23 protein-coding genes are annotated in these 21925 nt (G+C 59.7%); 10 read left to right on the top strand and 13 right to left on the bottom strand.

Annotated features, from left to right (window positions below):
* Positions 1-5: 5 nt before the first annotated feature.
* The 8 genes from P9230_RS02440 to P9230_RS02405 all read right to left on the bottom strand — a co-directional run bounded on the left by P9230_RS02440 (position 6) and on the right by P9230_RS02405 (position 5994).
* A complete protein-coding gene (locus tag P9230_RS02440; RefSeq protein ID WP_067325364.1) occupies positions 6-479 on the bottom strand; it encodes an aminoacyl-tRNA deacylase in 474 nt (157 codons plus the stop codon).
* Between the two features lie 111 nt (positions 480-590).
* On the bottom strand, positions 591-983 hold the full coding sequence (locus tag P9230_RS02435) for a cytochrome C oxidase subunit IV family protein (protein ID WP_127245632.1): 393 nt from the start codon (positions 981-983) through the stop codon (positions 591-593).
* 26 nt (positions 984-1009) lie between these two features.
* Positions 1010-1729, bottom strand: a complete 720-nt coding sequence (locus P9230_RS02430; RefSeq protein WP_067000053.1) for a heme-copper oxidase subunit III family protein — start codon at positions 1727-1729, stop codon at positions 1010-1012.
* Between the two features lie 10 nt (positions 1730-1739).
* Positions 1740-2444, bottom strand: a complete 705-nt coding sequence (locus tag P9230_RS02425; protein WP_127245631.1) for a cytochrome c oxidase subunit 3 — start codon at positions 2442-2444, stop codon at positions 1740-1742.
* Entirely contained in the window at positions 2441-4210 is a 1770-nt protein-coding gene (locus P9230_RS02420) for a cbb3-type cytochrome c oxidase subunit I (protein WP_278117277.1), read from the bottom strand. Before P9230_RS02420 ends, P9230_RS02425 begins: the two co-directional genes overlap by 4 nt.
* 16 nt (positions 4211-4226) lie before the next feature.
* Positions 4227-5111: a cytochrome c oxidase subunit II gene (locus P9230_RS02415; protein WP_127245630.1), complete on the bottom strand. Its 885-nt coding sequence runs from the start codon at positions 5109-5111 to the stop codon at positions 4227-4229.
* Positions 5112-5352: 241 nt separating this feature from the next.
* Complete coding sequence (locus P9230_RS02410) at positions 5353-5598, bottom strand: hypothetical protein (RefSeq protein WP_067000066.1); 246 nt, start codon at positions 5596-5598, stop codon at positions 5353-5355.
* 93 nt (positions 5599-5691) lie between these two features.
* Positions 5692-5994, bottom strand: a complete 303-nt coding sequence (locus P9230_RS02405) for a hypothetical protein (protein ID WP_127248579.1) — start codon at positions 5992-5994, stop codon at positions 5692-5694.
* A gap of 204 nt (positions 5995-6198) precedes the next feature.
* On the opposite strand from P9230_RS02405, the gene P9230_RS02400 reads away from it, so the two are divergent.
* The 8 genes from P9230_RS02400 (at position 6199) to P9230_RS02365 (ending at position 15776) form a co-directional block, all read left to right on the top strand.
* Positions 6199-7356: an AraC family transcriptional regulator gene (locus P9230_RS02400; RefSeq protein ID WP_245475462.1), complete on the top strand. Its 1158-nt coding sequence runs from the start codon at positions 6199-6201 to the stop codon at positions 7354-7356.
* Positions 7357-8002: 646 nt separating this feature from the next.
* A complete protein-coding gene (locus P9230_RS02395; RefSeq protein WP_127248580.1) occupies positions 8003-8617 on the top strand; it encodes a DNA ligase in 615 nt (204 codons plus the stop codon).
* A gap of 376 nt (positions 8618-8993) precedes the next feature.
* A complete protein-coding gene (locus tag P9230_RS02390) occupies positions 8994-10643 on the top strand; it encodes an EAL domain-containing protein (RefSeq protein WP_278118319.1) in 1650 nt (549 codons plus the stop codon).
* Between the two features lie 155 nt (positions 10644-10798).
* Positions 10799-11320 carry a ubiquinone biosynthesis methyltransferase UbiE gene (locus P9230_RS02385; protein ID WP_278117271.1) on the top strand — a complete coding sequence of 174 codons (522 nt, stop codon included), beginning with the start codon at positions 10799-10801 and terminating at the stop codon, positions 11318-11320.
* Complete coding sequence (locus tag P9230_RS02380; RefSeq protein ID WP_127214214.1) at positions 11317-12495, top strand: class I SAM-dependent methyltransferase; 1179 nt, start codon at positions 11317-11319, stop codon at positions 12493-12495. The genes P9230_RS02385 and P9230_RS02380 overlap by 4 nt, the downstream gene beginning before the upstream one ends.
* Complete coding sequence (locus P9230_RS02375) at positions 12492-14858, top strand: SpoIIE family protein phosphatase (RefSeq protein ID WP_278117269.1); 2367 nt, start codon at positions 12492-12494, stop codon at positions 14856-14858. The genes P9230_RS02380 and P9230_RS02375 overlap by 4 nt, the downstream gene beginning before the upstream one ends.
* A 1-nt stretch (position 14859) precedes the next feature.
* The gene (locus P9230_RS02370) at positions 14860-15420 is read left to right on the top strand and encodes an ATP-binding protein (RefSeq protein WP_278117267.1); all 561 of its coding nucleotides are present in this window, start codon (positions 14860-14862) and stop codon (positions 15418-15420) included.
* Positions 15421-15437: 17 nt separating this feature from the next.
* A complete protein-coding gene (locus tag P9230_RS02365) occupies positions 15438-15776 on the top strand; it encodes a hypothetical protein (RefSeq protein ID WP_067000080.1) in 339 nt (112 codons plus the stop codon).
* A 179-nt stretch (positions 15777-15955) separates the two neighbouring features.
* On the opposite strand, the gene P9230_RS02360 is transcribed toward P9230_RS02365, so the two are convergent.
* A complete protein-coding gene (locus P9230_RS02360) occupies positions 15956-16624 on the bottom strand; it encodes an outer membrane protein (RefSeq protein WP_164748202.1) in 669 nt (222 codons plus the stop codon).
* A 468-nt stretch (positions 16625-17092) separates the two neighbouring features.
* Here P9230_RS02360 and P9230_RS02355 point away from each other — a divergent pair, with 468 nt between their 5' ends.
* Positions 17093-17383: a hypothetical protein gene (locus tag P9230_RS02355; protein ID WP_278118317.1), complete on the top strand. Its 291-nt coding sequence runs from the start codon at positions 17093-17095 to the stop codon at positions 17381-17383.
* Positions 17384-17473: 90 nt separating this feature from the next.
* Here the strand turns inward: P9230_RS02355 and radC are convergent, their stop codons facing one another.
* The 3 genes from radC to P9230_RS02340 all read right to left on the bottom strand — a co-directional run bounded on the left by radC (position 17474) and on the right by P9230_RS02340 (position 19889).
* Entirely contained in the window at positions 17474-18226 is a 753-nt protein-coding gene (gene radC, locus P9230_RS02350; protein ID WP_095779209.1) for a DNA repair protein RadC, read from the bottom strand.
* Positions 18227-18389: 163 nt separating this feature from the next.
* Positions 18390-19313 (bottom strand): DMT family transporter, encoded by a 924-nt coding sequence (locus P9230_RS02345; protein WP_127248583.1) that lies wholly within the window; start codon positions 19311-19313, stop codon positions 18390-18392.
* A 3-nt stretch (positions 19314-19316) separates the two neighbouring features.
* On the bottom strand, positions 19317-19889 hold the full coding sequence (locus P9230_RS02340; protein WP_278117264.1) for an NAD(P)H-dependent oxidoreductase: 573 nt from the start codon (positions 19887-19889) through the stop codon (positions 19317-19319).
* 95 nt (positions 19890-19984) lie between these two features.
* Between P9230_RS02340 and P9230_RS02335 the strand changes: the two genes are divergently transcribed.
* A complete protein-coding gene (locus tag P9230_RS02335; RefSeq protein WP_278117262.1) occupies positions 19985-20707 on the top strand; it encodes a LysR family transcriptional regulator in 723 nt (240 codons plus the stop codon).
* 215 nt (positions 20708-20922) lie between these two features.
* Here P9230_RS02335 and map read toward each other — a convergent pair whose 3' ends face one another.
* Positions 20923-21750: a type I methionyl aminopeptidase gene (map, locus tag P9230_RS02330; RefSeq protein ID WP_067000098.1), complete on the bottom strand. Its 828-nt coding sequence runs from the start codon at positions 21748-21750 to the stop codon at positions 20923-20925.
* Positions 21751-21925 lie beyond the last annotated feature (175 nt).

Raw genomic sequence — 21925 nt, 5'->3', positions numbered from 1 at the left:
TGCTCTCACAGGGCCGGGTGGCTGAAGCGTGCCCGACGCGCGCCTGTGGTCAGGTCGCGGAAATCCTTGCCGCTGACATGCACAAGGGTCTTGTGGTCGCCGCCCTCGAAGTAGATATCGGCGGCGTCGCCGAGGCTTTCGTCCAAAATGACCGGCACGTCATAGGCCGCGCCGATCGGCGGTACGGCGCCGATATCGCAATCGTCGAAGAGCGAGACCACCTCGTCCTCGGAAGCGAGCCCGAGGCGCTTGTCCATGACGTCCTGGAGCTTGGCGAGTTCGATCCTGTGGGTGCTTGGGACCACGGCCAGCGCATAGCCGAGCTCGTGGTGAACGACCACGGACTTGGCCATCATGCTGCCGGGCACGTGGGCGGCAATGGCGGCCTGCCTGCTGGTTGCAGTCCGATGATGCGCGACGGTGTCGTACGGGATTCCCTTGCCGTCTATGAAATTCCTCAGTCTGTTCGCTATCGTCATTTTCCGCGTCCTTTGCTTGAGTTCACGACGCATATCAAAACCAAACCGCCGGTTGTTTCGAGGCACCGGCCATTTCGGGCTGATTAGGCTGCGGTTTATCCGAACCGCGCGTCAGGGGCCGGGCCCGAAAAACGCGATGCGGGTCAGCAGCGTATAGTCGGCCTCGAAGACCATCATCGCCACGAAGACCAGCACCAATATCGGCGGCAGGATGATCGCATACATCATCGCCAACCGTTCCCAGGCCATGTGCATGAAGACGGCCACGATCAGTCCTGCCTTGAGCATCATGAAGATCAGGATCAGCGACCATCTGAGATAGCCGTGCAGGCCGAAATAGTCGACCATATAGGAACAGGCGCTGAGTATGAACAGCCACACCCAGACCACCAGATAGAGCTTGATCGGGTGTTCCTGGTGCGTGTCCGATTTGCCGGCGGTCGCTGCATCGTTGGTGGAGTGCAGCGCCTGTTGTCCGAGACCGTTTGCGGTTGCTTCAGCCATTTCGTCCTCTCAGCAAAGCCTGCCTCTCACCAAAGATAGAAGAAGGCGAAGATGAACACCCAGACCAGGTCGACGAAGTGCCAGTAGAGTCCCATGATCTCGACATTCTCGTAGTGGCCCCGGCGACTGGTGAAAAACCCTGGACGCCCGATGTCGTAATCGCCGCGCCAGACTTTTCGCGCCACGATGATCAGGAAGATGACGCCGATGGTGACGTGCGTGCCGTGGAAGCCGGTGATCATGAAAAAGCATGAGCCGAATTGCGCGGCTCCCCAGGGATTGCCCCAGGGCCGCACTCCTTCGGTGATGAGCTTGGTCCATTCGAAGGCTTGCATGCCGACGAAGGTTGCGCCGAGCGCGGCGGTCAAAAGCATCAGGATCGCGGTTTTGCGGCGATCGCGGCGGTAGCCGAAATTGACCGCCATGGCCATGGTGCCGCTGCTGGAGATCAGCACGAAGGTCATGATGGCGATCAGGATCAGCGGGACCTCCGACCCGCCGATGTGCAGCGCGAAGACCTTGCTTGGGTTGGGCCACGGCACGCGCGTCGACATGCGGGCGGTCATGTAGGAGAGCAGGAAGCAGCCGAAGATGAAGGTGTCGCTGAGCAGGAAGATCCACATCATGGCCTTGCCCCAGGACACGTTCTTGAACGCGCGCTGATCCGAGGCCCAGTCGGCGGCAATCCCGCGCCAGCCCTGGGGGCGATCCAACTGGCTGCTATCCGTCAGTGTCGTCTCGGCCATCGCCAGCCTCCTAGGTCAGCAGCCGTTGGCAAATGCTCACGAATGTCGCCGCCCAGCCGGCCAGGACGGCGAAGATGCCGAGCCAGACGAAAAGCAGGAAATGCCAGTACATCGCGCAGAGCTCGATCCCGAGGCGAAGCCGCTGCGGCCGGGCGCCCGTCCAGGCGCCGATGCTCGTCCTGCCAAGGCCGACCAGCCCGCCCAGTATGTGCAGGCCGTGCATGGCGGTGATCAGATAGAAGAAGCTGTTGGCCGGGTTGGAGTCCAGCAGGTAGCCGCCATCGGTCAGCTGCCGCCACGCGATCAGTTGGCCGATGAGGAAGGCGAGGGCGGTCAGCCCGGCCGTCGCAAGACCGAGCCTGACCATGTCCGTCTGGCCTCTGCGCGCCGCGATCACGGCGCATTGCAGCGCGACGCTGCTCAGCACCAGCACGCCGGTGTTCAGCCAGAGCAGGCGCGGCAGCGGCAGAGGCCGCCAGTCCGGCAGACCCATGCGCATGAAATAGGCGCTGGTGAACAGCGAAAACAGACAGCCGACAACCGCGAGGAAGACACCGAGGCCGATCTTGGCGGTGGGCAGGGGCGATCGCTCGAGGCCGACGAAATCCCCGGCCAAGCCTTGCTCGAGCCACGGCTTCGCGGTCAGCCGCTGGTGCGAAAGCCACCATCCGGCAAAGCCGGCGATCACCAGCAGGAAGACCAGGATGACGCTCATGCCGGCTCCCTCGATGGGATGAAGGAGCCCGGCACGTTCTGCGGAATGAAATCCTCCTTCGCGCCCGGCACGCTGTAGTCATAGGCCCAACGATAGACGATCGGCAGTTCCTTGCCGAAATTGCCGTGCGCCGGCGGCGTCTGCGGCGTCTGCCACTCGAGCGTCGTTGCCCGCCACGGATTGCCGCCGGCCTCACGGCCGTGACGGATGCTCCAGATCAGGTTGAACAGGAACATCATCTGGGCGAAGCCGACCAAGAAGGCCATGATGCTGATGAACGAATTCAGATGATGGGCCGACTCCGTCATGATCGTCATGTCGGTCAGTTCGGCGTAGCGGCGCGGTACACCAATCAGGCCGATATAGTGCATGGGGAAGAAGATCAGGTAGGCGCCGAGGAAGGTGACCCAGAAGTGAAACTGGCCGAGCGCCTCGTCCAGCATCCGTCCGGTGACCTTCGGATACCAGTGATAGATCGCGCCGAAGATCACCAGGATCGGGGCGACACCCATCACCATGTGGAAATGGGCAACGACGAACATCGTGTCCGACAGGGGAACGTCGACGACGACATTGCCGAGGAACAGCCCCGTCAAACCGCCATTGACGAAGGTGACGATGAAGGCGAGCGCGAAAAGCATTGGTATCGAGAGATGGATGTCGCCGCGCCACAGGGTCAGCACCCAGTTATAGACCTTGATGGCGGTCGGAACGGCTATGATCAACGTCGTCGTGGCGAAGAAGAAGCCGAAATAGGGGTGCATGCCGCTGACATACATGTGGTGCGCCCAGACCACGAAGCTCAGCGCGCCGATGGCGATGATCGCCCAGACCATCATTCGGTAGCCGAAGATGTTCTTGCGCGCGTGCGTGCTGATGAGGTCGGACACGATGCCGAAGGCCGGCAGGGCCACGATGTAGACTTCCGGATGGCCGAAGAACCAGAACAGATGCTGAAACAGGATCGGGCTGCCGCCACTGTGCTGCAACTGTTGGCCCATCTCGACGATCGCCGGCATGAAGAAGGAGGTGCCGAGCGCGCGGTCGAGCAGCATCATCACACAAGCAACGAACAGCGCCGGGAAGGCGAGCAGAGCCATGACGGTGGCGGTGAAGATGCCCCATACGGTGAGCGGCAGGCGCATCAAGGTCATACCCCGCGTGCGGCCCTGCAGCACCGTCACAACATAGTTCAAGCCACCCATGGTGAAGCCGATGATGAACAGGATGAGCGAAGAGAGCATCAGGATGATGCCCCAGTCCTGGCCACCCGGCGTGCCGGTCATGATCGCCTGCGGCGGGTAGAGCGTCCAGCCGGCGCCGGTCGGTCCGCCGGGCGCAAAGAAGCTTGCGACGAGAACGAGCACCGCCAACAGGTAGACCCAGTAGCTCAGCATGTTGACATAGGGGAAGACCATGTCGCGGGCGCCGACCATCAGCGGGATGAGATAGTTGCCGAAGCCGCCGAGGAAGAGTGCGGTGAGCAGGTAGATCACCATGATCATGCCGTGCATGGTGATGAACTGGTAGTAGGCCTCCGGAGTAATGAAATCGAACGTGCCGGGGAAGCCGAGCTGCAGGCGCATCAGCCAGGACAGGAACAGCGCTACAAAGCCGATCGCCGTTGCCGTTGCCGAATACTGGATCGCTATGACCTTGGCGTCCTGCGAGAAGACGTATTTCGTCCACCAACTGTGCGGATGGTACAGTTCCATTTCCCCGACTTCGGCGGGGGGAACGGCATCTGCGGGTGTGACGTCGACCATGGGAGCACCTCCCTGTTCAGCGGGCCTCGACAGTTTCGACTTTTGTCCCGACGTCCAAAGCGGACGCCATTGTCTTTCCTGGCAGCGGGTTCGCCGAGCCCGTTTGCTGAGGCGCCGACAGTTGCGCAAAAGTCTGCTGCTGCCCGAGCCAGGTCAGGTAATCCTGCTCGGTGTCGACCATCACCATGCCATGCATCAGCGGATGTCCCTGGCCGCAGAGCTCGGCGCACAGGACCTGGAAGGTTCCGGTCCTTGTTGGAGTGAACCAGAAATAGGTGACCGATCCCGGGATCATGTCCATCTTGGCGCGGAATTCCGGGATGTAGAAATCATGCAGCACGTCGATCGAACGCAGCAGCATCTTGACCGGTTTGCCGACCGGCAAGTGCAGGTCCGCCGCCTCGACCACGACGTCGTCCTGGCCGTTGGGATCCTTTGGGGCGATGCCTAGCGGGTTCTCAGCGGCTACTTCACGGGTGTCCGAAGTGCCGAGCTTGCCGTCCTTGCCTGGCAGGCGATAGCTCCACTGCCATTGCTGAGCAACGACCTCGATTTCGGTCGCATCGCTCGGCACGTTGACGAAGCGGCTCCAGACGAACAGGCCGGGAACGAGCAAGGCGGTGACGCCGATCGCAGTGACGATCGTCAACCACCATTCGAGACGCTTGTTCTCCGGTTCGTATACCGCGCGATTGCCTTCGCGATGGCGAAAGCGGAACACGCAATACGCCATGAAGAGAACAACGGCGGCAAAAACGACGCCGGTGATCCAGAAGCTGATGATGATGGTGTGGTCGATATAGTCCCAGTTCGAGGCAATCGGCGTCCACCACCATGGGCTCAGGAAGTGGAACAACACCGAGCCCACGACGATCAAAACGAGTACAAGCGCGATGGCCATGTCCCGTCCTCCGGTATTTCATGGGAGCGCGAAGCATCCAACGCCAATACCAAGCCGCATCATGCTCGATTTCCGGTTGAAATTCCAGAGCCGACTAGCTGATGTGCAAAACGTTGCTGCGCGCCCGGACCTTTTGGGGCGGCGGGCCTTGGCGCAGCGGGCCCTTCGTCGAAGCATTGCCCTTACGGACGATGTGCAGAGGGCTGAATGGCCGGCTTGATGCCGCTGGCGGGTAGATCAACTAGTTCATTTTAGGCGTGCGGACGGCTGCCCTGGCCTTTTGCCGGCGAGATTTGACCGCCTCCAGCAGTTCGCGTTCGCTGGTGTGAGCATTTCGAAAGATGGCCACAACCAATACCGCTAGAATTTCGGCGTCCGGGTCCAAAGGATCGAGCTGTTCATCTGCGCAGACCTGATTGAACACGCGTTCGCAAACGGCCAGATCGAGAGGGCTAAGGCAGGTGCGATTGAAACGCCGACGCAGCATTTGAGCGAACCTTTCAGCGCCCGCCGCCCGTGCTTTGCGGCGGGGCCTTGTCACCGAGGCTTGAAAAGATGTTGTCCCCAGCTTCTAGTAACGTTACTCCATGCTCGGCGATTGTGTTGTCAATAATCCCAAAATCTGTGCGCAGTCCCGAGATCTATATTGGCCGGCCCGCATGAGCTGGTAATAGTCTTGCCGTTTGTTGTCGGGTATACGGAAGCCGCGTCGAAAGTCAGCCGCCTCTTTCGGGGCGCGAGTGCAGCCAAGTTTGCTGGCGCTGACTTTCAAACTCGCCAGTGAGCATCCGAGCTTTGCCGCAATGTCTTTTAATGGCTCGTTGTTGACATATCCATCAAGAATTATCTTGCGGCGAGCTTCTCCTTTGACTTTTTCATTCATTACCTGGTCTCCTCAACGTCGCTTTCACGATGTCGGAATCTATAGGCGCCGGTCTGAAGTGTGTCGTTAGCCTCGTATCCAGAAACTTATCTCGGGATGCATTTCTTATTGTAACCCAGCGTGATCGACGATGCGGTCCACAGGCTTGCCAGATCCCGGGATACACCACATGATTGCGGGGGCATGGGCATACCGGAATCGGATATGGCACCACGCGCGATGGACGCTAAGGAGCAAGACGAGGCGCATACCGGGCCTGTACCGGAGCGCGAGCGACGGCGTTGGCCTCGCGACGTTCAACCCGACAATGAGGCGGCTCGGCCAATCGCGCCGGCACTGGAACCGCTGTCCTTTTCAACGCTCGAACTGGCAGCAGAGGATCAATTCCCCGCTTGGCAAGCGCATGTGGCACCGCTTGTCGAGGTCAGGCTGCCGGATGACAAATCGCTGGACGACGGCTTCCCCGCAGCGCACAAGGCTTGGAATCTCGGCGGCATGCTGATCGTCGAACAGCGGACGCCGGCGCACAGTTACATCCGTTCCGCCGCAAAGCTTCGGTCCAGCTCGATCGATCATTGGTATGTCGTCTTGCCACATACCGGCCGGTCGTGGACGGAGGTCAATCGCCGCGTCGCGGAGGGCCAGCCGGGCAAACTTGAGATCAGGTCGCTAGGCTACCCGTTTCGCGGGAGGATGACCGAATCCGAAAGTCTCGTTCTATATTTGCCGCGTGATTTGTTCGCCGACGCGGCGGCAACCCTCGACGCAAACAACAACTCAATTCTTTCCGGCAATTTTGCAAACCTTTTGATCGACTATGTCGACGGCATGGTAACAAGACTGCGCAGCCTCACCGCTGACGACCTGCCTCGCATCGTACACGCAACCCGCAGCATGATCATTGCGTGCCTAGCGCCGCCGGCCGAACATGCGGCTGCGGCCGAACAACTGGCGAGTGTCGCGCTGATGGAGCGGGCCCGTCGATACGTCCAAAACAACCTGGAAGCGGCTCATCTGACGCCGGATTCAATGTGCCGGGCGCTCGGTGTTTCGCGATCTCGTCTCTACCAGCTGTTCGAACCGAGCGGTGGGGTGCTCCATTACATTCAAAGTCGCCGACTTCTAGCGGCCCATGTTGCGCTCAGCGATCCGGCGGACAGCCGGCGCATCGTTCAAATTGCGGAGGCCTTCGGGTTCAGTTCAGCGGCAAATTTCAGCCGGGCGTTCAGCAAGGAGTTCGGTTACAGCCCCCGCGAAGGGCGCAGGACGACGGTGTTGCCGCGCCCCGCCCACTCTGTTTCGCTTGGCGAGCACGAGAAGACCTCCTCGTTTGAAGGATGGCTCAAGGCACTTGGAAGCTGATCATAGCATCCGCGGCGGACGTTTCATCAGTATGCCCGGAGTGATACTGGATCCGGCGACAATCCTTGCCGGGCAAGCGATCCTTGGCTGGCGGTACCCCATTGGCAAAATCCCTGGCGAGAGATGCCGTGCCGATCGAGATATGTACGCCCGGATAAGTATCTGGATGCGCAGCTAACGACAGCGCGGTCATATTCGTAGATGTTCGCTGTGACTTAGCGGGGGCTCGGCACAGGCGGCAGGTTTCCAAGTTGGGGGGTATATCGCACCGCCTGTGCCGACCGCGCCGCCGCAAACCGTCAAAGGCGTAAGTGAGTTAGCGTGCCAAGGCCGAGGCGGCCGGTTGGTGTTCATTCCGCCGCAGAATGGCTTAGTGGGGGCTCGATGGCTTAGTGGGGGCTCGGCACAGGCGGCAGATGTCCAAGTTGGGGGACATCGGATCGCCTGTGCCGCTCGCGCTACCGCTATCCGTCGAAGGTGTGGCGTAATTGAGTAAGCGTGCCAATGGCCGGGGGGCGGCTGGCCGGTGTTCATTCCGTCGCAGAATGGCTTAGTGGGGGCAAGGCACAGGCGGCAGGTGTCCAAATGGATACCAGATCGCCGGTGCCGCTCGCGCCACCGCTATCCGGCAAAGATGGTGGCGTAGTTGAGTCATCGTGACAAGGTCGACGACGAACGGCTGGAGTTCATTCCGCCGCAGATACCAACTCTTGTCGAGCGGCCGCCCGAAGATGAAGGGTGGGTCCACGAGGCCAAATTCGACGGCTACCGCACGCAAATCATCATTGATAAGAACGGCGCGCGTCTTTACAACAAGAACGGGCGCGACTGGACGACTAAATACTGGCCCATCGCGCTAGCTGTCGACCTGCCATGCCGGGCTGCCATTCTCGACGGCGAGGTGATTGTCTCAGGCGGGCGTGGCTCGCCCGGTTCTCCTGAGCTGGAAGCCGCGATCTGGAACGAGCCGAGCCGGCTGGTGTTCGTCGCTTTCGACATCCTCCATCTCGACGGTCGCAATCTTATTCCCTTACCCCTGCTGCAACGCAAGCAAGCGCTGTGGCGACTGGTTGAGCCTGGCCTCGGCAAGATCCAATACAGCGAGCATTTTGAGGGCGACGCGCTCGCGATCTTTCGCGCCACCGAGAAAACCGAGCTCGACGGCGTCATCTCGAAACGCGCCGATAGCCCCTACCAGAGCGGACCGTCGAAAACGTGGCTGAAAACCAAATTTTTGAGAAAGCCGATCTCGAAACACTAGGTCTGTGATCGAGCCCAGGCCGCGAATTCCGCTCTGTCCTGTGGATCGCAATATTTCGAATCACGCCGGGCGCGACGCCGATTATCTGTCGATTCGCGATTTATTAACAATGAATGAACGTCCATCGTGGAATAACCTGCCCGCCAATCACAGCGGAGGATCCATTGCAATTACAGCGCATGCACCGCTTGTTGAAATAGCGAGTTGAAAGTTTGCCAAGCTTGTTACTTATGCTATTTCTAAACTGGGGGACGCTAATTTTCACCGCCTACGGAGGTGGCTTTTGCGTTCAGAGGCATCAGGCGTCGGCACGCAGAATGAGGAGTCGTCCTCAAGCGATGGTTCACGTGCCGGCGAAGCGCTTCTCGCTAACCTGTTGGCGAATACGACCGAACTTCTATCGTTCTATGATAGCGACTTCCGCCTAACTCACTACGCCGCCAGGCTTAAACGTCTGTACGGAGGTGCGGTTGTGCTAGGCGCAGCCATTTGGGAGATCTATCCAAGCTTCCTCGATACGAGGTGCCGCGACGAATTTCTTCGGGTGTTCCAGGGCGGCTCTGCGGCAAGCATTGACCTGCCGCGATCATCGGGCGAAGCGCCCCGCTCCGTTTTCGTCTTCGGCACTGCAGATGGTGTGGGAATCATCGAATCCCGGGAGCAGGGGGAGCGCAGCGCGGCGCAGGAGCAGGAGCATATGATTCTGCTCCATCAAGCGACGCACGACGTGCTGACCGGACTGCAGAATCGGCGGCGATTCGGCGAGCGGCTGCAGCAAGCGCTGGCGGCCATCGGCGGATCTCAGCCAAAAGCCGCCCTGCTGCAAATCGATCTTGACGATTTCAAAGCGGTCAACGACACGCTCGGCCATGGGGCAGGCGACACGCTTCTGCAACTCGCGGCAGGTCGAATCCGCGACGCGCTGGAGGACGGCGAATCTGCGTACCGGTATGCCGGCGACGAGTTCGCCGTCATCCAATTGGGCAAGGAGCAGCCCGCGGAAGCCGAGCGCCTCGCAACATCGCTGGTCAACTCGTTCAAGGACCCTTTCGTCATCAACGGCATTCCCGTCTTCGTCGGTTCAAGTATCGGAATCGCTTTCGGGCCGGAGCACGGGACCGATGGCGAGCAGCTGATGAAAGCCGCAGATATTGCTCTTTACGCAGCCAAGACGGATGGTCGCGGCTGCGCTCGAACGTTCAATCGCTCGATGCTGTTGTTGCTCGAGCAACGCGAAAATCTGAGGCGCAGCCTTCGAACCGCGCTGGAGCGGGGCGAGCTTTACCTGGACTATCAGCCGCTCATCAGGCCTCCTTCGTCGGTGATTGGTTTCGAAGCGCTGCTGCGGTGGCGGCACCCCGAGATAGGAATCATTCCGCCCGGCGTGTTCATTCCGATCGCCGAAGCCGACGGTCTGATGGACGAAATTGGACGATGGGTGCTCGAGCAAGCCTGTCGCCAGGCATTGGCGTGGCCTTCCGCGCTGACAGTCGCAGTCAACTTGTCGCCGGCTCAGTTCCTAAGCGGTTCGCTGACGGACACGGTCGCTCAGATCATCGACGCAGTTGGAATCCGGGCTGAAAGGCTTGAACTCGAGATAACCGAAACGGTTCTTCTTGAGAAGACTATCGACAATATAGATACATTGAATACGTTGAACGTCCTGGGAATACGAATCTCGCTCGACGATTTTGGAACATACTATTCGTCCTTGAGCTACCTTAAGAATTTTCCGTTTGATACCTTGAAGATAGATCAATACTTCATCGCGGACCTGGAGACGGATCTGAAGAGTCAAACGATTGTGCGATCGATCATAAGTCTGGCGCACGGCCTGGGAATAAGCGTCACCGCCGAGGGGGTCGAGACGTCGGCGCAGGCACGGTGGCTGATCAAGGAAAATTGCGATTACCTGCAAGGCAATTTCATGGGACGGCCGCTCGGATCCGAGGCAACCGGCGATTTCATCAGGCGGTCGCCGCCGAACGGGCTGGTAGCGATGGAGGAATCAAATCGGGCGCGCTAGCCACTTGCACCGTTTGTAAATCGGAGGGCTGTAAAAACGATCGAGCTAGATGCCGCGCAATGCGGGACTGGCTCATCACGAGGCGGTCAAACTTCCGTCCCGGAGTTCATCGCGTCATCTGGGCTCAAATACGGATGGAATAGGAGAGGATGCGGATGGGATCTGTTCATCATGACCCGGTTGGCGAACCGACTTTTGAGCCGATGATCCAGATCGACATGGAAATCAAGACTTTTGTCTCCGCTTGGAAACACTGCGATTATGTCTCGACGTACATCGCCCGGATGATCAGTCAAAACAGATCAGACTCGGTGCGGCATTCGAATCTCTTTTCCTCTGCGTTCAACGAATTACTGGAAGTCGCCTTTCGTACCCGCCACGCCGACGGCGAACTGGCATGCAGGGTGTCTCGCTATGGCGCCACGGACAGGATCGAGCTGACATTTCCCTGCATGCCGGAGGAGCGCCAATTCTACGAAGAAGCCGTTTCGCAAGTCGCGGGATTTGAGGCCAAGGAGCGATATCTCAATTCTGTGTCTGGGGATCTGGCGCCCAGCCGGGAGGTGGTACTCCTGGAACTGGCTGTCGACTACAACGCGGCACTCAGGGTCGAGGAAGCCGACGGCGATGCGATCAAGCTCGTCGTGGATCTTCCGCTTGAGGGCCTGCAACATTGAGCCCTTACAACCTGCACGCGCGCTTCAAGGCGCAGTACGATGCGAACAACCAGGAGTTCTCAATATCTGGGGTGGTCCGGCCTCAGGCGATCGATGAGCTTGGGCCTAGCCTAGCATTGCTTCGCGATGCGATCGGCCGAGTACGCGGCGTTCTCTACGTCAATGTCAGGCGCTTGGCGCAGATGAACAACGCTGCATTTTACGCCTTTTCGAGGATCATCATCGATGCCTGTCGCGCTCGACCCGATCTCAAATTTGTTGTCATCACGTCGAGCGTCGTCGGATGGACCTCGCGAAAATTCGGTCGGCTGAGCGGAATCGAACCGAACATCACGGTCGAGGAGTATGACAGCGAATTCTATCCAGGGCAGGGCTTCCTCGAGGAAGGCGGGTTCGTTCCAATCCTGCGCACGCAGACAAAGATGACCTGGCGCCACGAGCGTGCAATCCTGCCGCGACATGGCATGAGACCCGGGATCGTTATGGCCGACATCTGTTGCGGGATCGGCGATTTCGCCGTGCTCGTGCAGAAAGAGTTCCAGCCGTCGCGGATTGTCGCCCTCGACCACTCCATATCAAGCCTGGACTACGCCCGACGCGTGATGCGGGAGTTCGATATCCGGGGCATCGAATATACTTATGGCGATGCCTCGGAAATGCTGCTCGACGAGGAGCAGTTCGACTTGGTCACCTGCCGACATTCGCTTCAAATCTTCAATCGACCGGAACTCATCCTCAAGGAACTCTACCGCATATGCAAGCCAGGCGGGCGGGTCTACATCACCAACGAGAAGAATTCGCATTGCCTCGGCGAGCCGCGCGCCGAAAGCATCCGTTGGACATACAATGAAGTGGCGAAGCTGTTCGCGCATTTCGAAATGGACGTCGAGCTCGGGCCCAAGAGTCGGCGATATCTGATCGAAGCCGGATTCGACGACATACGTGTCGAGACCTTCACCGTCACCAACTTGGACGGAGATCCGCAGGACTTCGCCGATGTCATTGTCGCCTGGGCCGATGTCTATGCCGGCGAGATGGCCATCAAACGCGGCGACGGGCCGGAGTTCGTTGCACGGTTCCGGCAGGGTTTCCAGGATCACATATTCGCTGCGCTACACCCCAAGGGTTATGCGGGTTGGCCGATCTGGGTCGCATCGGGGCGAAGGCCGCAATGAAAGCCGACGATCAGCCTACACCGCGCTTCGGCCTGCGCTCCTTCCGGGCGAAATTCGTCTTGGTCGTCGGCGGCGCCGTGTTGTTCGACCTCTTGCTGAGCGGTGGCCTTGCGCTCTGGAACGTTCAAAAGCTGTCGCGCGACGCCACGTCGGAAGTCGGTGAGGGCCTGACCACCGCAAACCAGGAATACATTCGCTCCTATGCCGACTCGACAGCGTTAAGCGTCGACCTCCTGCTCGATCGAGTTCATGGGGACGTGAAGGCGCTGGCCGGCGTTCTGCAGGCCCAGACCGACCATCCGAGCCGGCAGCGACAGGTCGGAGCAACCCTTTCGCAGGAGGCACCCGGCTCGGTGAAGGTCGTCTATGACGCGAAGGGCGATTGGGCGCAGAACCTGCCGGGCGCGCCTTCCGTGATTAGCGTCTGGGGCTACCTGCTGGGCGCCGACCACACGCCGCTGCCAAGCGTTGAGCGGGAAATCGAAGACAGTACCGTTCTGGATCTCGTCGCGCCGACCCTTATGGCCAGCGGATCGCCAAAACTGCAGATGTACTATATTGGTCCGAAGGAACGCCCGATCTTCAGGACGGTACCGTATACGGACCAGGCACAGACCTTCGACCGACTCTATCCGGGCCACAACAAGGCGGAGTTCTGGGAGTTCTTCTTTCCGGGGATCTACGGGTCATGGCAGCAATGGGCGAGTGATCCAGCCTCACGTCCAGTCCCCGACGATATCACTCAGACAGCGCCCTACACCGATGCGATCACGGGAAAGCTGATCGTCAGTTTTTTCCACCCGCTGTGGACGCGCGACCGTACCGGTATCGCCGGTGTAGCGGGTGCAGACATCACTCTCGATCAACTCGCGGAAGTCGTCGAGCGCGTCAAGATCGCCGAAACCGGGTTCGGCTTCCTCACGATGTCGACCGGCAATGTAGTGGCGATCAATCCATCGGGCGAGGCGATCATCGGCCTGACTTCATCCAACGATGCGGGCACGCAGGGCGTCACCGGCCTGGAGAGGTCGCTGCGGGGAAGCACGCAGCCGGCCATCGCGTCGCTGCCGCTCGACCAGAACAATGACGGTGTCATTCAGCATATCATGCTCGACAACAAGGGCGAACACGTACCCTACATAGTTGTCCTCAAAAGATTGAAGCCGACCAATCTGTGGAGCTCGGGACCGATCAAGTCTGAAACGATGTCGGTCGGAATCGTCGTTCCAGAACGCGAAATCTATGCGTCCCTGGTCGCCGCGCAAAAGAGTATTTCTCGCGCGACCAATCGTATTCTGCTCTTTCAGGTCGCCGCCATCGTCGTTTCGCTTCTGATTGTATTTGCGGCAGTGCTCGGCATCTCGAAGCGGATCACGGCCGGCCTCAGGGCGCTTGCCAGCGCCGCCCAGAGGCTGCAGTCCAAAGACTATTCGGTCCGTGTTCGCGTTCCAACGCGCGACGAGGTTGGAGCGGTCGGGGTCGCCTTCAACCGCATGGCCGAGCAGATCAGCTTTCACACAGAAAACCTCGAGCAACTCGTCGACGAACGCACCAGGGAACTCGGCGACGCAAATCAGGAGATTTCCGCGCTCAACGAAAAGCTGCGGGACGAGAACGTCCGTCTCGGCGCCGAACTCGCGGTCGCCAGGCAAATCCAGATGATGGTCCTGCCGAAACCGTTCGAACTCGAAGCGATTCCGGGGCTGGAGATCGCGGCCTACATGCGGCCGGCCGACGAGGTGGGCGGGGACTACTACGACGTCCTGCAGAACGGATCACGGGTCAAGATAGGCATCGGCGACGTGACCGGTCATGGTCTCGAGAGCGGCGTGCTGATGCTGATGGTCCAATCCGTTGCACGCGCGCTGCAGGAGGCCAACGAAGGCGATCCGCATCAGTTTCTGGTTCGTCTGAACAGGGCCATCTACAAGAACATCGAGCGGACGAACACCGACAAGCATCTCTCGCTGGCCTTTCTTGACTTTGAGGACGGGCGGGTAACGCTATCCGGCCAGCACGAGGACATTCTCGTCGTGCGTGCGGATGGGGACGTCGAACGTATCGACACGCTTGATCTGGGTCTGCCCGTTGGCCTGGAGAACGACATCTCGCAGTTCGTTGACACGCGAGACATCGTGTTCGGGAGCGGCGACGTAATCGTGTTGCACACCGACGGTGTGACCGAGGCGGAAGATGAAGACAGAAGACTGTTCGGGTTCGATCGCCTCTGCAAGAGCGTGCAAAAGCGCCATGGCAGGAGCGCCGAGGACATCAAGACCGGGATCATCGAGGATTTGATGGCTCATATCGGAATCCAGAAGATCCACGACGACATCACACTCGTGATCATAAGGCATACGTAGGATGACAGCGCTGTTCGGTACGCCTGACATTGCAATAGGGATGAAGGGGAGCGTCAGTCGCGTGCGGCTGTTCGACGGACCTCTCGACTTGAGTTGGCGTCATTGCGCCACGACCTCGGACTTCATTGCCGATCTTTTCGCGTTGCGCTTTCAGTCGTCGCGCAATGACTACATGGAGGTGCGGCATAGCATCGGATATCTGGTCAACGAACTCATCGAAAACGCCGTTAAGTTCCGCGCACCAGGCGAAATCGTGGTTGAGGCGTCGATGGATTCGGAGTGCTTCAAGCTCAAGGTGTCGAATGACGTCGATGGTGAAATCGCGTCCGAGTTCCAACGCCTGCTGGCGGACATCACGGTTGGCGACCCAAAGGACCTGCTGATACAGCGGATTGAGGCGAATGCCGCGAACCCCGACGTGGGGAGCTCCGGGCTTGGATTGCTGACGTTGATGAGCGACTATGGCGCACGTCTGGCCTGGATATTCAGCCCGGCCGATGAAAACGACCGTATTTGCCTGGAAACATATGCCTCCATTCCGATCTCGCAAACTCACAACTAGATGAAACGAAGCCAGATATGGAAATCAAGACAGACGACTACCGCGTGTGGACTGAGGGAAGCGATATCTTTTTCGACGGTGCAATGCGGCTTGCCAGTTCCGAGGCGGGTGCGCCGATCACGGCTTTGGCGACCAGTGTTCTTGCCTCAAATCCCGCTTCCATCACACTCAATTTGAAGGACCTTCACTTTCTCAACTCTTCCGGCATCAACCTGCTGGCGAAATTTACCATCGAGGTGCGCAAGCATCCCGATGTTCGACTTGTCGTGCGCGGAACGCCCGACATACCCTGGCAATCGAAATCACTGCCGAACCTGAAGAAGCTGCATCCCGCTCTGGTGCTTTTGATGAACTAACCTGCTTGTCCGAACTGTCGCGTGTTCTCTCGAAGCTAGTTTCGGCTTCGCTCGTAGAATGCCATCCACATCGCGGGGTTGTTGGCCTTGTCTTCCATGTTTGCAGTTGGATGACTAAAAAGAAAAACCCGCCGGCCATAGCCAACGGGCTTCCCAAATCGCCTCACGCGATCGACGATCTAAAAACGGTAGTTGAGGCTCAGCGACACAGTGTGCGTGCTGGGTTTCACGATCGTCGGTCCCACGGCCGCGCTGTCTTCCGAGAAGTCGTGCTTTGCGAAATGCGAATAGGCGTAGTCGACGCCCACCACCCATTTCTCGTTCAAAGCGTAGTCGGCTCCGAATCCAACCGTCCAGCCGGTGTAGGTACGGTCAAATTTGGCAATCCCGAAACCCGATTCGTAGCCAGTGTCGTGAAGGTGCAGGAAAGCTACGCCGCCCTTGAGGTAAGGGAGAAAATTGCCCATACCGTAGCCGGCTTTCGCCACGATGTTGCCTTGCCAGTTGGCACCGGTTTCAAAGGTTTCGTCGTCGTGGGTCGGCACAGTCTTCCTGTTGAACACTGCCACCAGTCGCGCTTCGGCCCCGAGGACGACGTTGTTGTCGAACTGGTACTGATAGCCGATCTGCCCGCCGATCGACGCGGATGTACTATCTCCGTCATAACCAGTGGGGTCGTACGCAGGTATCGTCACATCCCCCTGCAAAAAGTTTACACCGGCGACGGCGCCGATGTAGCCGCCACTCCAGTTGTATGAAGCAGGGCCTCCAACCGAGAGGGCATCCGCCGCGAACGCTGACGAACTAAATGCACAGTAGAGAGCTATAGAGCCTATTAGCTTTTTCAAAGTCGGACCCGCCCAGGTTGTTACAAGCAGTGGTTGTTTTAGCAGAACGTTCGGGATTGGCTGTACCCCGACCGCAACACTCGCTTGCGAATGACGCAGGCTGAGGTTGGGGATCACGCAAACGTGAGAGCAAAGGCCGTGAATCCATGCAGGCCTGATGGGGGACGGGGGCTTGCCTACACCCGGAACTCGTCAATCTCGCGCTTCACGTTCTGGATGACGTCGCGGATGCCCACCTACGCTGGCGGCTTTGGCGGCCGACGCAACGACTACGGCCAGCAAAAAACAACCCTTAAAGGCGCGCTAAGCCGCGCCTTCCATTCGTCGCATATGGTCGGGTTCGCCAGCAGACAACCTATTTCTATCCGGCTATGTCCGCTGGTTCTACTCCCGCGCACGGAGGCCTCCGATCAACGTGGGCGACAGCGATTCTTAGCTGCGAGACCCTGAGGGACTGAGGGAAGCGATATCTTTTTCGACGGTGCAATGCGGCTTGCCAGTTCCGAGGCAGGTGCCCCGATCACGGCTTTGGCGACCAGTGTTCTTGCCTCAAATCCCGCTTCCATCACACTCAATTTGAAGGACCTTCACTTTCTCAACTCTTCCGGCATCAACCTGCTGGCGAAATTTACCATCGAGGTGCGCAAGCATCCCGATGTTCGATTTGTCGTGCGCGGAACGCCCGACATGCCCTGGCAATCGAAATCATTGCCGAACCTGAAGAAGCTGCATCCCGCTCTGGTGCTTTTGATGAACTAACGTCAACGCGCGTCTCGATCGAGCCATTGCCCGCGAGGTGCCCGCCGTCGGATGATTTCCTGATCGGTGTCCAGCTGATTTTCGGGACTGTCAGATCAGCAGCAGGCCCTTCATCGAGGCATTGCCCTTGCGGCCGATGATGACGTGGTCGTGAACGGCGATGCCGAGCGGCTTGGCCGTGTCGATGATCTGCTTGGTCATGTCGATGTCGGCGCGCGAGGGCGTCGGGTCGCCGGACGGATGGTTATGCACCAGAATGATCGCGCTGGCGGAAAGTTCGAGCGCGCGCTTGACCACCTCGCGCGGATAGACAGGCGTATGGTCGACCGTGCCGGTCTGCTGCACCTCGTCGGCGATCAGCCCGTTCTTCTTGTCGAGGAAGAGAATGCGGAACTGCTCGCGGGCCTCGAAGGCCATGGCCGAGCGGCAATAATCGAGAAGCTGCGTCCAGTTCGACAGAACCTCGCGGCCGCGCACTTCGCCGCGCGCCATGCGCTGCGCCGTGGCGGCGATGACCTTGAGATCGGTCGCCACCGTCGGCCCGATGCCCTTCACTTCCTCGAGCAGGGACGCCGGCGCGCCGAGCACTTCGGCAAGCGAACCAAAGCGCGCGATCAGCGCCTTGGCGATCGGCTTGGTGTCGACGCGCGGGATCAGCCGGAAGAGAAGCAGCTCAAGCAGTTCATAGTCGGGCAGGGCGTCCGGACCGCCGGCCAAGAAGCGTTCGCGCAGACGATCACGATGGCCGTGGTAGTGCGGCTTCTCAACAGGCGCCACCTCTTTCTTCGGCGGCTCTACCCAGGCTTCAGAGAAAAACGCCCGCTCGTCCTCGACTTTTCCCATCGCCCGCCCACATCGCTGATCGAAAGAAGACCTTTGCCAGAGACTAAAGCATGATTCTGAAACGCGAAACGGTTCTCGATCATTTCAAGAAAGTAGCCGGGAGCGTTGCTGGGACATATCAAGACGCCGTGACGATGAGGGCTGCATCGCCTATTGGCGAACGTTAAACATGAGCACCCTCGGCAGCCTGCTTCTTCACTGTTCTTGCCCCGCTGACCGAAACAGCGATGCCGAGGACGACAAGGGCGGTTCCGAGAATGTGGATCGTCGTGATGGTCTCACCGAGAAGAAGAAACGAGAGCGCGAGTGCCGCGACCGGCAGCACTGCCATGAACACGCCAGCCTCTCCGCCGCTGGCGCGCGCGGCTCCTGAATACCAGAGCCAGAAGCCGATCACGGTGGGAAAAATGCTGATATAGACTGTCGCCAATAGGGCGGCAGGTGCTGCTGCAACGGTGCTAAACGCGACAAGGGCAGCGGCGAGCGGCAAGGTCAGCACCAGTGAAATGCTGCTCATCAGCGCCGCGAGATAGAGCGGCGCCAGCGGCTTGCTGATTCTCTTGTTCAGGATAGCAAACAGTGCTTCGCCGGAAACAGCGAGGACCACCAGCAGGTTACCCGCCAGCAGCTTCAGATCGAGGCCAAAGCCCTTGGCAGAGGCGACATTGACAAGAAGTGCGCCTGCCGTGACAGCGCCGATGGCGATCCATAGCTTGGCGCCAAGCCTCTCCTTCAAGGCCAGCGTTGCAACGAGGGCAGCCAATACAGGCAAAAGGCCGTGGATGACACTGGCATTGGCACTCGTCGTCAAGGTCAAGGCGAGGATCATTAGAATGCTATAGCCGGCGCTGCCCGCGGCCGCCTGAATCATCACAATCATATATTCCTTTGCCAAGAGCCGCGACCGCGGCGTGCTTGTCAGGAAGACGAGTCCCCAGAGGATCGGCGTCGAAATCAGGAAACGCAGGGGAACGGCGAGGAAAGGGTGCATGCCGCCGGCAATGATTTTCGAGGCCACCACGCCGGATCCGACCAGCGTCATGGCTATGGTCATGAGGGCGCCTGCAATGATGCGTTGCGAATCCATGTGTTAGCCTACGGTATAGGGGGCGCGCGAACGCGCCTCCTTCAGCGCAAGAGCCCACCACTTGAGTTGGTGGAGCATGGTTTTGACAGCGCCGGAGCTGCGCTTCGGATCGAGCGGGCCCGCACCATCAGCAAAATGCTCCCACACCCCGTGAAAGCTTACTGCGTCCCGGACGGTGACGGCGTGGAGCTCGGCAAATACCTGCCGAAGATGTTCGACGGCCCTCAACCCGCCGGAAACGCCACCGTATGAAACGAAGCCGACCGGCTTGGCGTGCCACTCTTCAGTAGCCTGGTCGATAGCGTGCTTAAGATGACCGGGCATGCTGTGATTGTATTCGGGGGTGACGACAACGAAGGCGTCTGCCTTGGCGAGCTTACTCGTGCATGCCTTCATCGCCGGTGTCGGCTCCGCCAAGTGCCGGCTGGGCAGATCAATGTCTGCAACATCGATGCGGGAAAGCTCGAAATCGCCCAGTCTCTGCGCCTCCTGGGCAAACCAGTGTCCGACCTTGTCGCCATAGCGTCGTTCCCGCGTGCTGCCGATCAGCGCTGCGAGCTTGAGCCGTTCAGTCACTTCGCTCTCCTGTCTCAGGCCAGGAAACTGATGACACATCGGGGCGATCGATGGGATTGCTAAAAGTTGGCGCTTTCTGATCTAATTGATCGATCATGCTCGACGCGCTCACTCTCGATCAGATGCGGATGTTCCTGGCCGTGGCGGACGCGGGTAGCTTTCGCCTGGCCTCCATGCGGCTCGGTCGCGCCCAGTCGGCGGTAAGCCACGCGATTGCCAATCTGGAGACCGAACTCAAGACGGTCCTGTTCGACCGGTCGACTCGTCGGCCGACCTTGACCTCGGACGGACGGGCCCTGCTGGACGACTGTCGCTCGCTGGTTCTACGCGCCGATCTGCTGCGCGCGAAGGCGCAGGGTATGGGCAGCGGCATTGAAATCGAGCTTGCGCTGATGGTGGACACGCTTGTTCCATTGCCGGCCGTCGGCAGGGCTCTTGAAGCCCTCCACGCCACCTATCCGACGGTTGGCGTCCGGTTGCAGATAGGTACCCTTGGGGAACCGATCGATTGCCTCCTGCAGGGCACGGTCGACCTCGCGATAACGGTGGGCGAAGACCTGCGCGATCCGCGCCTGGAATTCGATTCCCTCGCGCCGCTGTCGATGGCGGCGGTCGTCGGTGCTGGGCACGCTCTGGCCTTGATAGCGAAGAAAGGCCGGGTGAGTACGCCAGAGCTGGCCGATCACATCCAGATCGTCCTGATGGACCCTTCTCCTCGCTCCCATGGCCGCGACTATGGCGTGCTCTCCCAGCGCAAGTGGCGGGTGGGTAGCCAAGAGGCGAAACTGGCGTTGATCAGAGCAGGCATCGGTTGGTAGCGGCTTCCACTTTGGTTGATCGAGCAAGATCTTGTCGAAGAGCGGCTCGTGCAGCTTTCAGCCGCTGCGCTTGGTGAAAATGGGACAACGAAGAGCTGGGTCTATCTTGCCCGACGGCTCGACAAACCCTTGCTGCCAGCAGCCAGGTGCCTCAGGTCCGCGCTTCTGGCCGGAGCCGGGCTTGGGAATCCTGCCGATGCCGTGCCTGCGGCAGACTAATCCGGCAAGCCGGGGCGGTCGAGCTTCTTTGGCGACAGCGTGAAGATCTCGCAGCCGCTATCGGTGACGCCGATCGTATGCTCGTACTGTGCCGACAGTGAACGGTCGCGCGTCACCGCCGTCCAGCCGTCAGAGAGCACCTTCACATGCGGGCGGCCGAGATTGATCATCGGCTCGACGGTGAAGATCATGCCGGGCCGCATCTCGACGCCTTCGCCGGCGGTGCCGTAATGCAGGATGTTCGGCGCGTCATGGAAAAGCTGGCCGACGCCGTGGCCACAGAAGTCGCGCACCACCGAGCAGCGCTCGGCCTCGGCATAGGTTTGGATAGCGGCGCCGATCGCGCCGGTGCGAGCGCCCGGCCTGATTGCGGCGATGCCGCGCATCAGGCATTCGTAAGTCACCTCGAGCAGGCGCTCGGCGGCGCGCTTGATCGTGCCGACCGGATACATGCGCGAGGAATCGCCGTGCCAGCCGTCGAGGATGTAGGTGACGTCGATGTTGACGATGTCGCCGTCCTTGAGCGGCTTGTTGTCGGGAATGCCGTGGCAGACCACGTGATTGATCGAAGTGCAGGACGATTTGGTGTAGCCGCGATAGTTGAGCGTGGCCGGCAACGCGCCGTGATCCATGCCGAACTCGAAGACGAAACGGTCGATGGTCTCGGTGGTGACGCCGGGCTTCACCATCGACACAAGCTCGTCGAGACAGCGCGCGGTGAGATCGCAGGCCTTGCGCATGCCCGCGAACCCTTCCTCGCCATAGAGGCGGATCTGGCCGGTGTTTCTCAAGGGGGCCGTTGCGGCGTCGAGATAGGTAACCATTCTTGTCCGTTCGCGGGTTGGCTCCTGACGCGAGCCGGTGCGGAAATTTTCTTCAGATTTGGCACTGGAAGCCGCAAGGTTCAAGGACGAAGTGCCTGCAACCGGTTTGTCGAGGGAATATTCGCTGGGCGGGCGCGTCTGGGTGTCGCAAAGCTTTCCTTGCCATCCCTTGAGG

This window comes from Mesorhizobium sp. WSM4887, from assembly GCF_029625865.1.
Classification (GTDB): Bacteria; Pseudomonadota; Alphaproteobacteria; order Rhizobiales; family Rhizobiaceae; genus Mesorhizobium.
This window is presented reverse-complemented; position numbering and strand designations above follow the sequence as displayed.

What these genes read in the sequence shown, in the direction of transcription:
- P9230_RS02335 (WP_278117262.1), top strand. Translation starts at nt 19,985, where the DNA reads ATGCTCGACGCGCTCACTCTCGATCAGATGCGGATGTTCCTGGCCGTG.
- P9230_RS02435 (WP_127245632.1), bottom strand. Translation starts at nt 983, where the DNA reads ATGGCTGAAGCAACCGCAAACGGTCTCGGACAACAGGCGCTGCACTCC.
- P9230_RS02420 (WP_278117277.1), bottom strand. Translation starts at nt 4,210, where the DNA reads ATGGTCGACGTCACACCCGCAGATGCCGTTCCCCCCGCCGAAGTCGGG.
- P9230_RS02405 (WP_127248579.1), bottom strand. Translation starts at nt 5,994, where the DNA reads ATGAATGAAAAAGTCAAAGGAGAAGCTCGCCGCAAGATAATTCTTGAT.
- P9230_RS02410 (WP_067000066.1), bottom strand. Translation starts at nt 5,598, where the DNA reads ATGCTGCGTCGGCGTTTCAATCGCACCTGCCTTAGCCCTCTCGATCTG.
- P9230_RS02375 (WP_278117269.1), top strand. Translation starts at nt 12,492, where the DNA reads ATGAAAGCCGACGATCAGCCTACACCGCGCTTCGGCCTGCGCTCCTTC.
- map (WP_067000098.1), bottom strand. Translation starts at nt 21,750, where the DNA reads ATGGTTACCTATCTCGACGCCGCAACGGCCCCCTTGAGAAACACCGGC.
- P9230_RS02430 (WP_067000053.1), bottom strand. Translation starts at nt 1,729, where the DNA reads ATGGCCGAGACGACACTGACGGATAGCAGCCAGTTGGATCGCCCCCAG.
- radC (WP_095779209.1), bottom strand. Translation starts at nt 18,226, where the DNA reads ATGGGAAAAGTCGAGGACGAGCGGGCGTTTTTCTCTGAAGCCTGGGTA.
- P9230_RS02370 (WP_278117267.1), top strand. Translation starts at nt 14,860, where the DNA reads ATGACAGCGCTGTTCGGTACGCCTGACATTGCAATAGGGATGAAGGGG.
- P9230_RS02415 (WP_127245630.1), bottom strand. Translation starts at nt 5,111, where the DNA reads ATGGCCATCGCGCTTGTACTCGTTTTGATCGTCGTGGGCTCGGTGTTG.
- P9230_RS02400 (WP_245475462.1), top strand. Translation starts at nt 6,199, where the DNA reads ATGGCACCACGCGCGATGGACGCTAAGGAGCAAGACGAGGCGCATACC.
- P9230_RS02425 (WP_127245631.1), bottom strand. Translation starts at nt 2,444, where the DNA reads ATGAGCGTCATCCTGGTCTTCCTGCTGGTGATCGCCGGCTTTGCCGGA.
- P9230_RS02365 (WP_067000080.1), top strand. Translation starts at nt 15,438, where the DNA reads ATGGAAATCAAGACAGACGACTACCGCGTGTGGACTGAGGGAAGCGAT.
- P9230_RS02385 (WP_278117271.1), top strand. Translation starts at nt 10,799, where the DNA reads ATGGGATCTGTTCATCATGACCCGGTTGGCGAACCGACTTTTGAGCCG.
- P9230_RS02440 (WP_067325364.1), bottom strand. Translation starts at nt 479, where the DNA reads ATGACGATAGCGAACAGACTGAGGAATTTCATAGACGGCAAGGGAATC.
- P9230_RS02345 (WP_127248583.1), bottom strand. Translation starts at nt 19,313, where the DNA reads ATGGATTCGCAACGCATCATTGCAGGCGCCCTCATGACCATAGCCATG.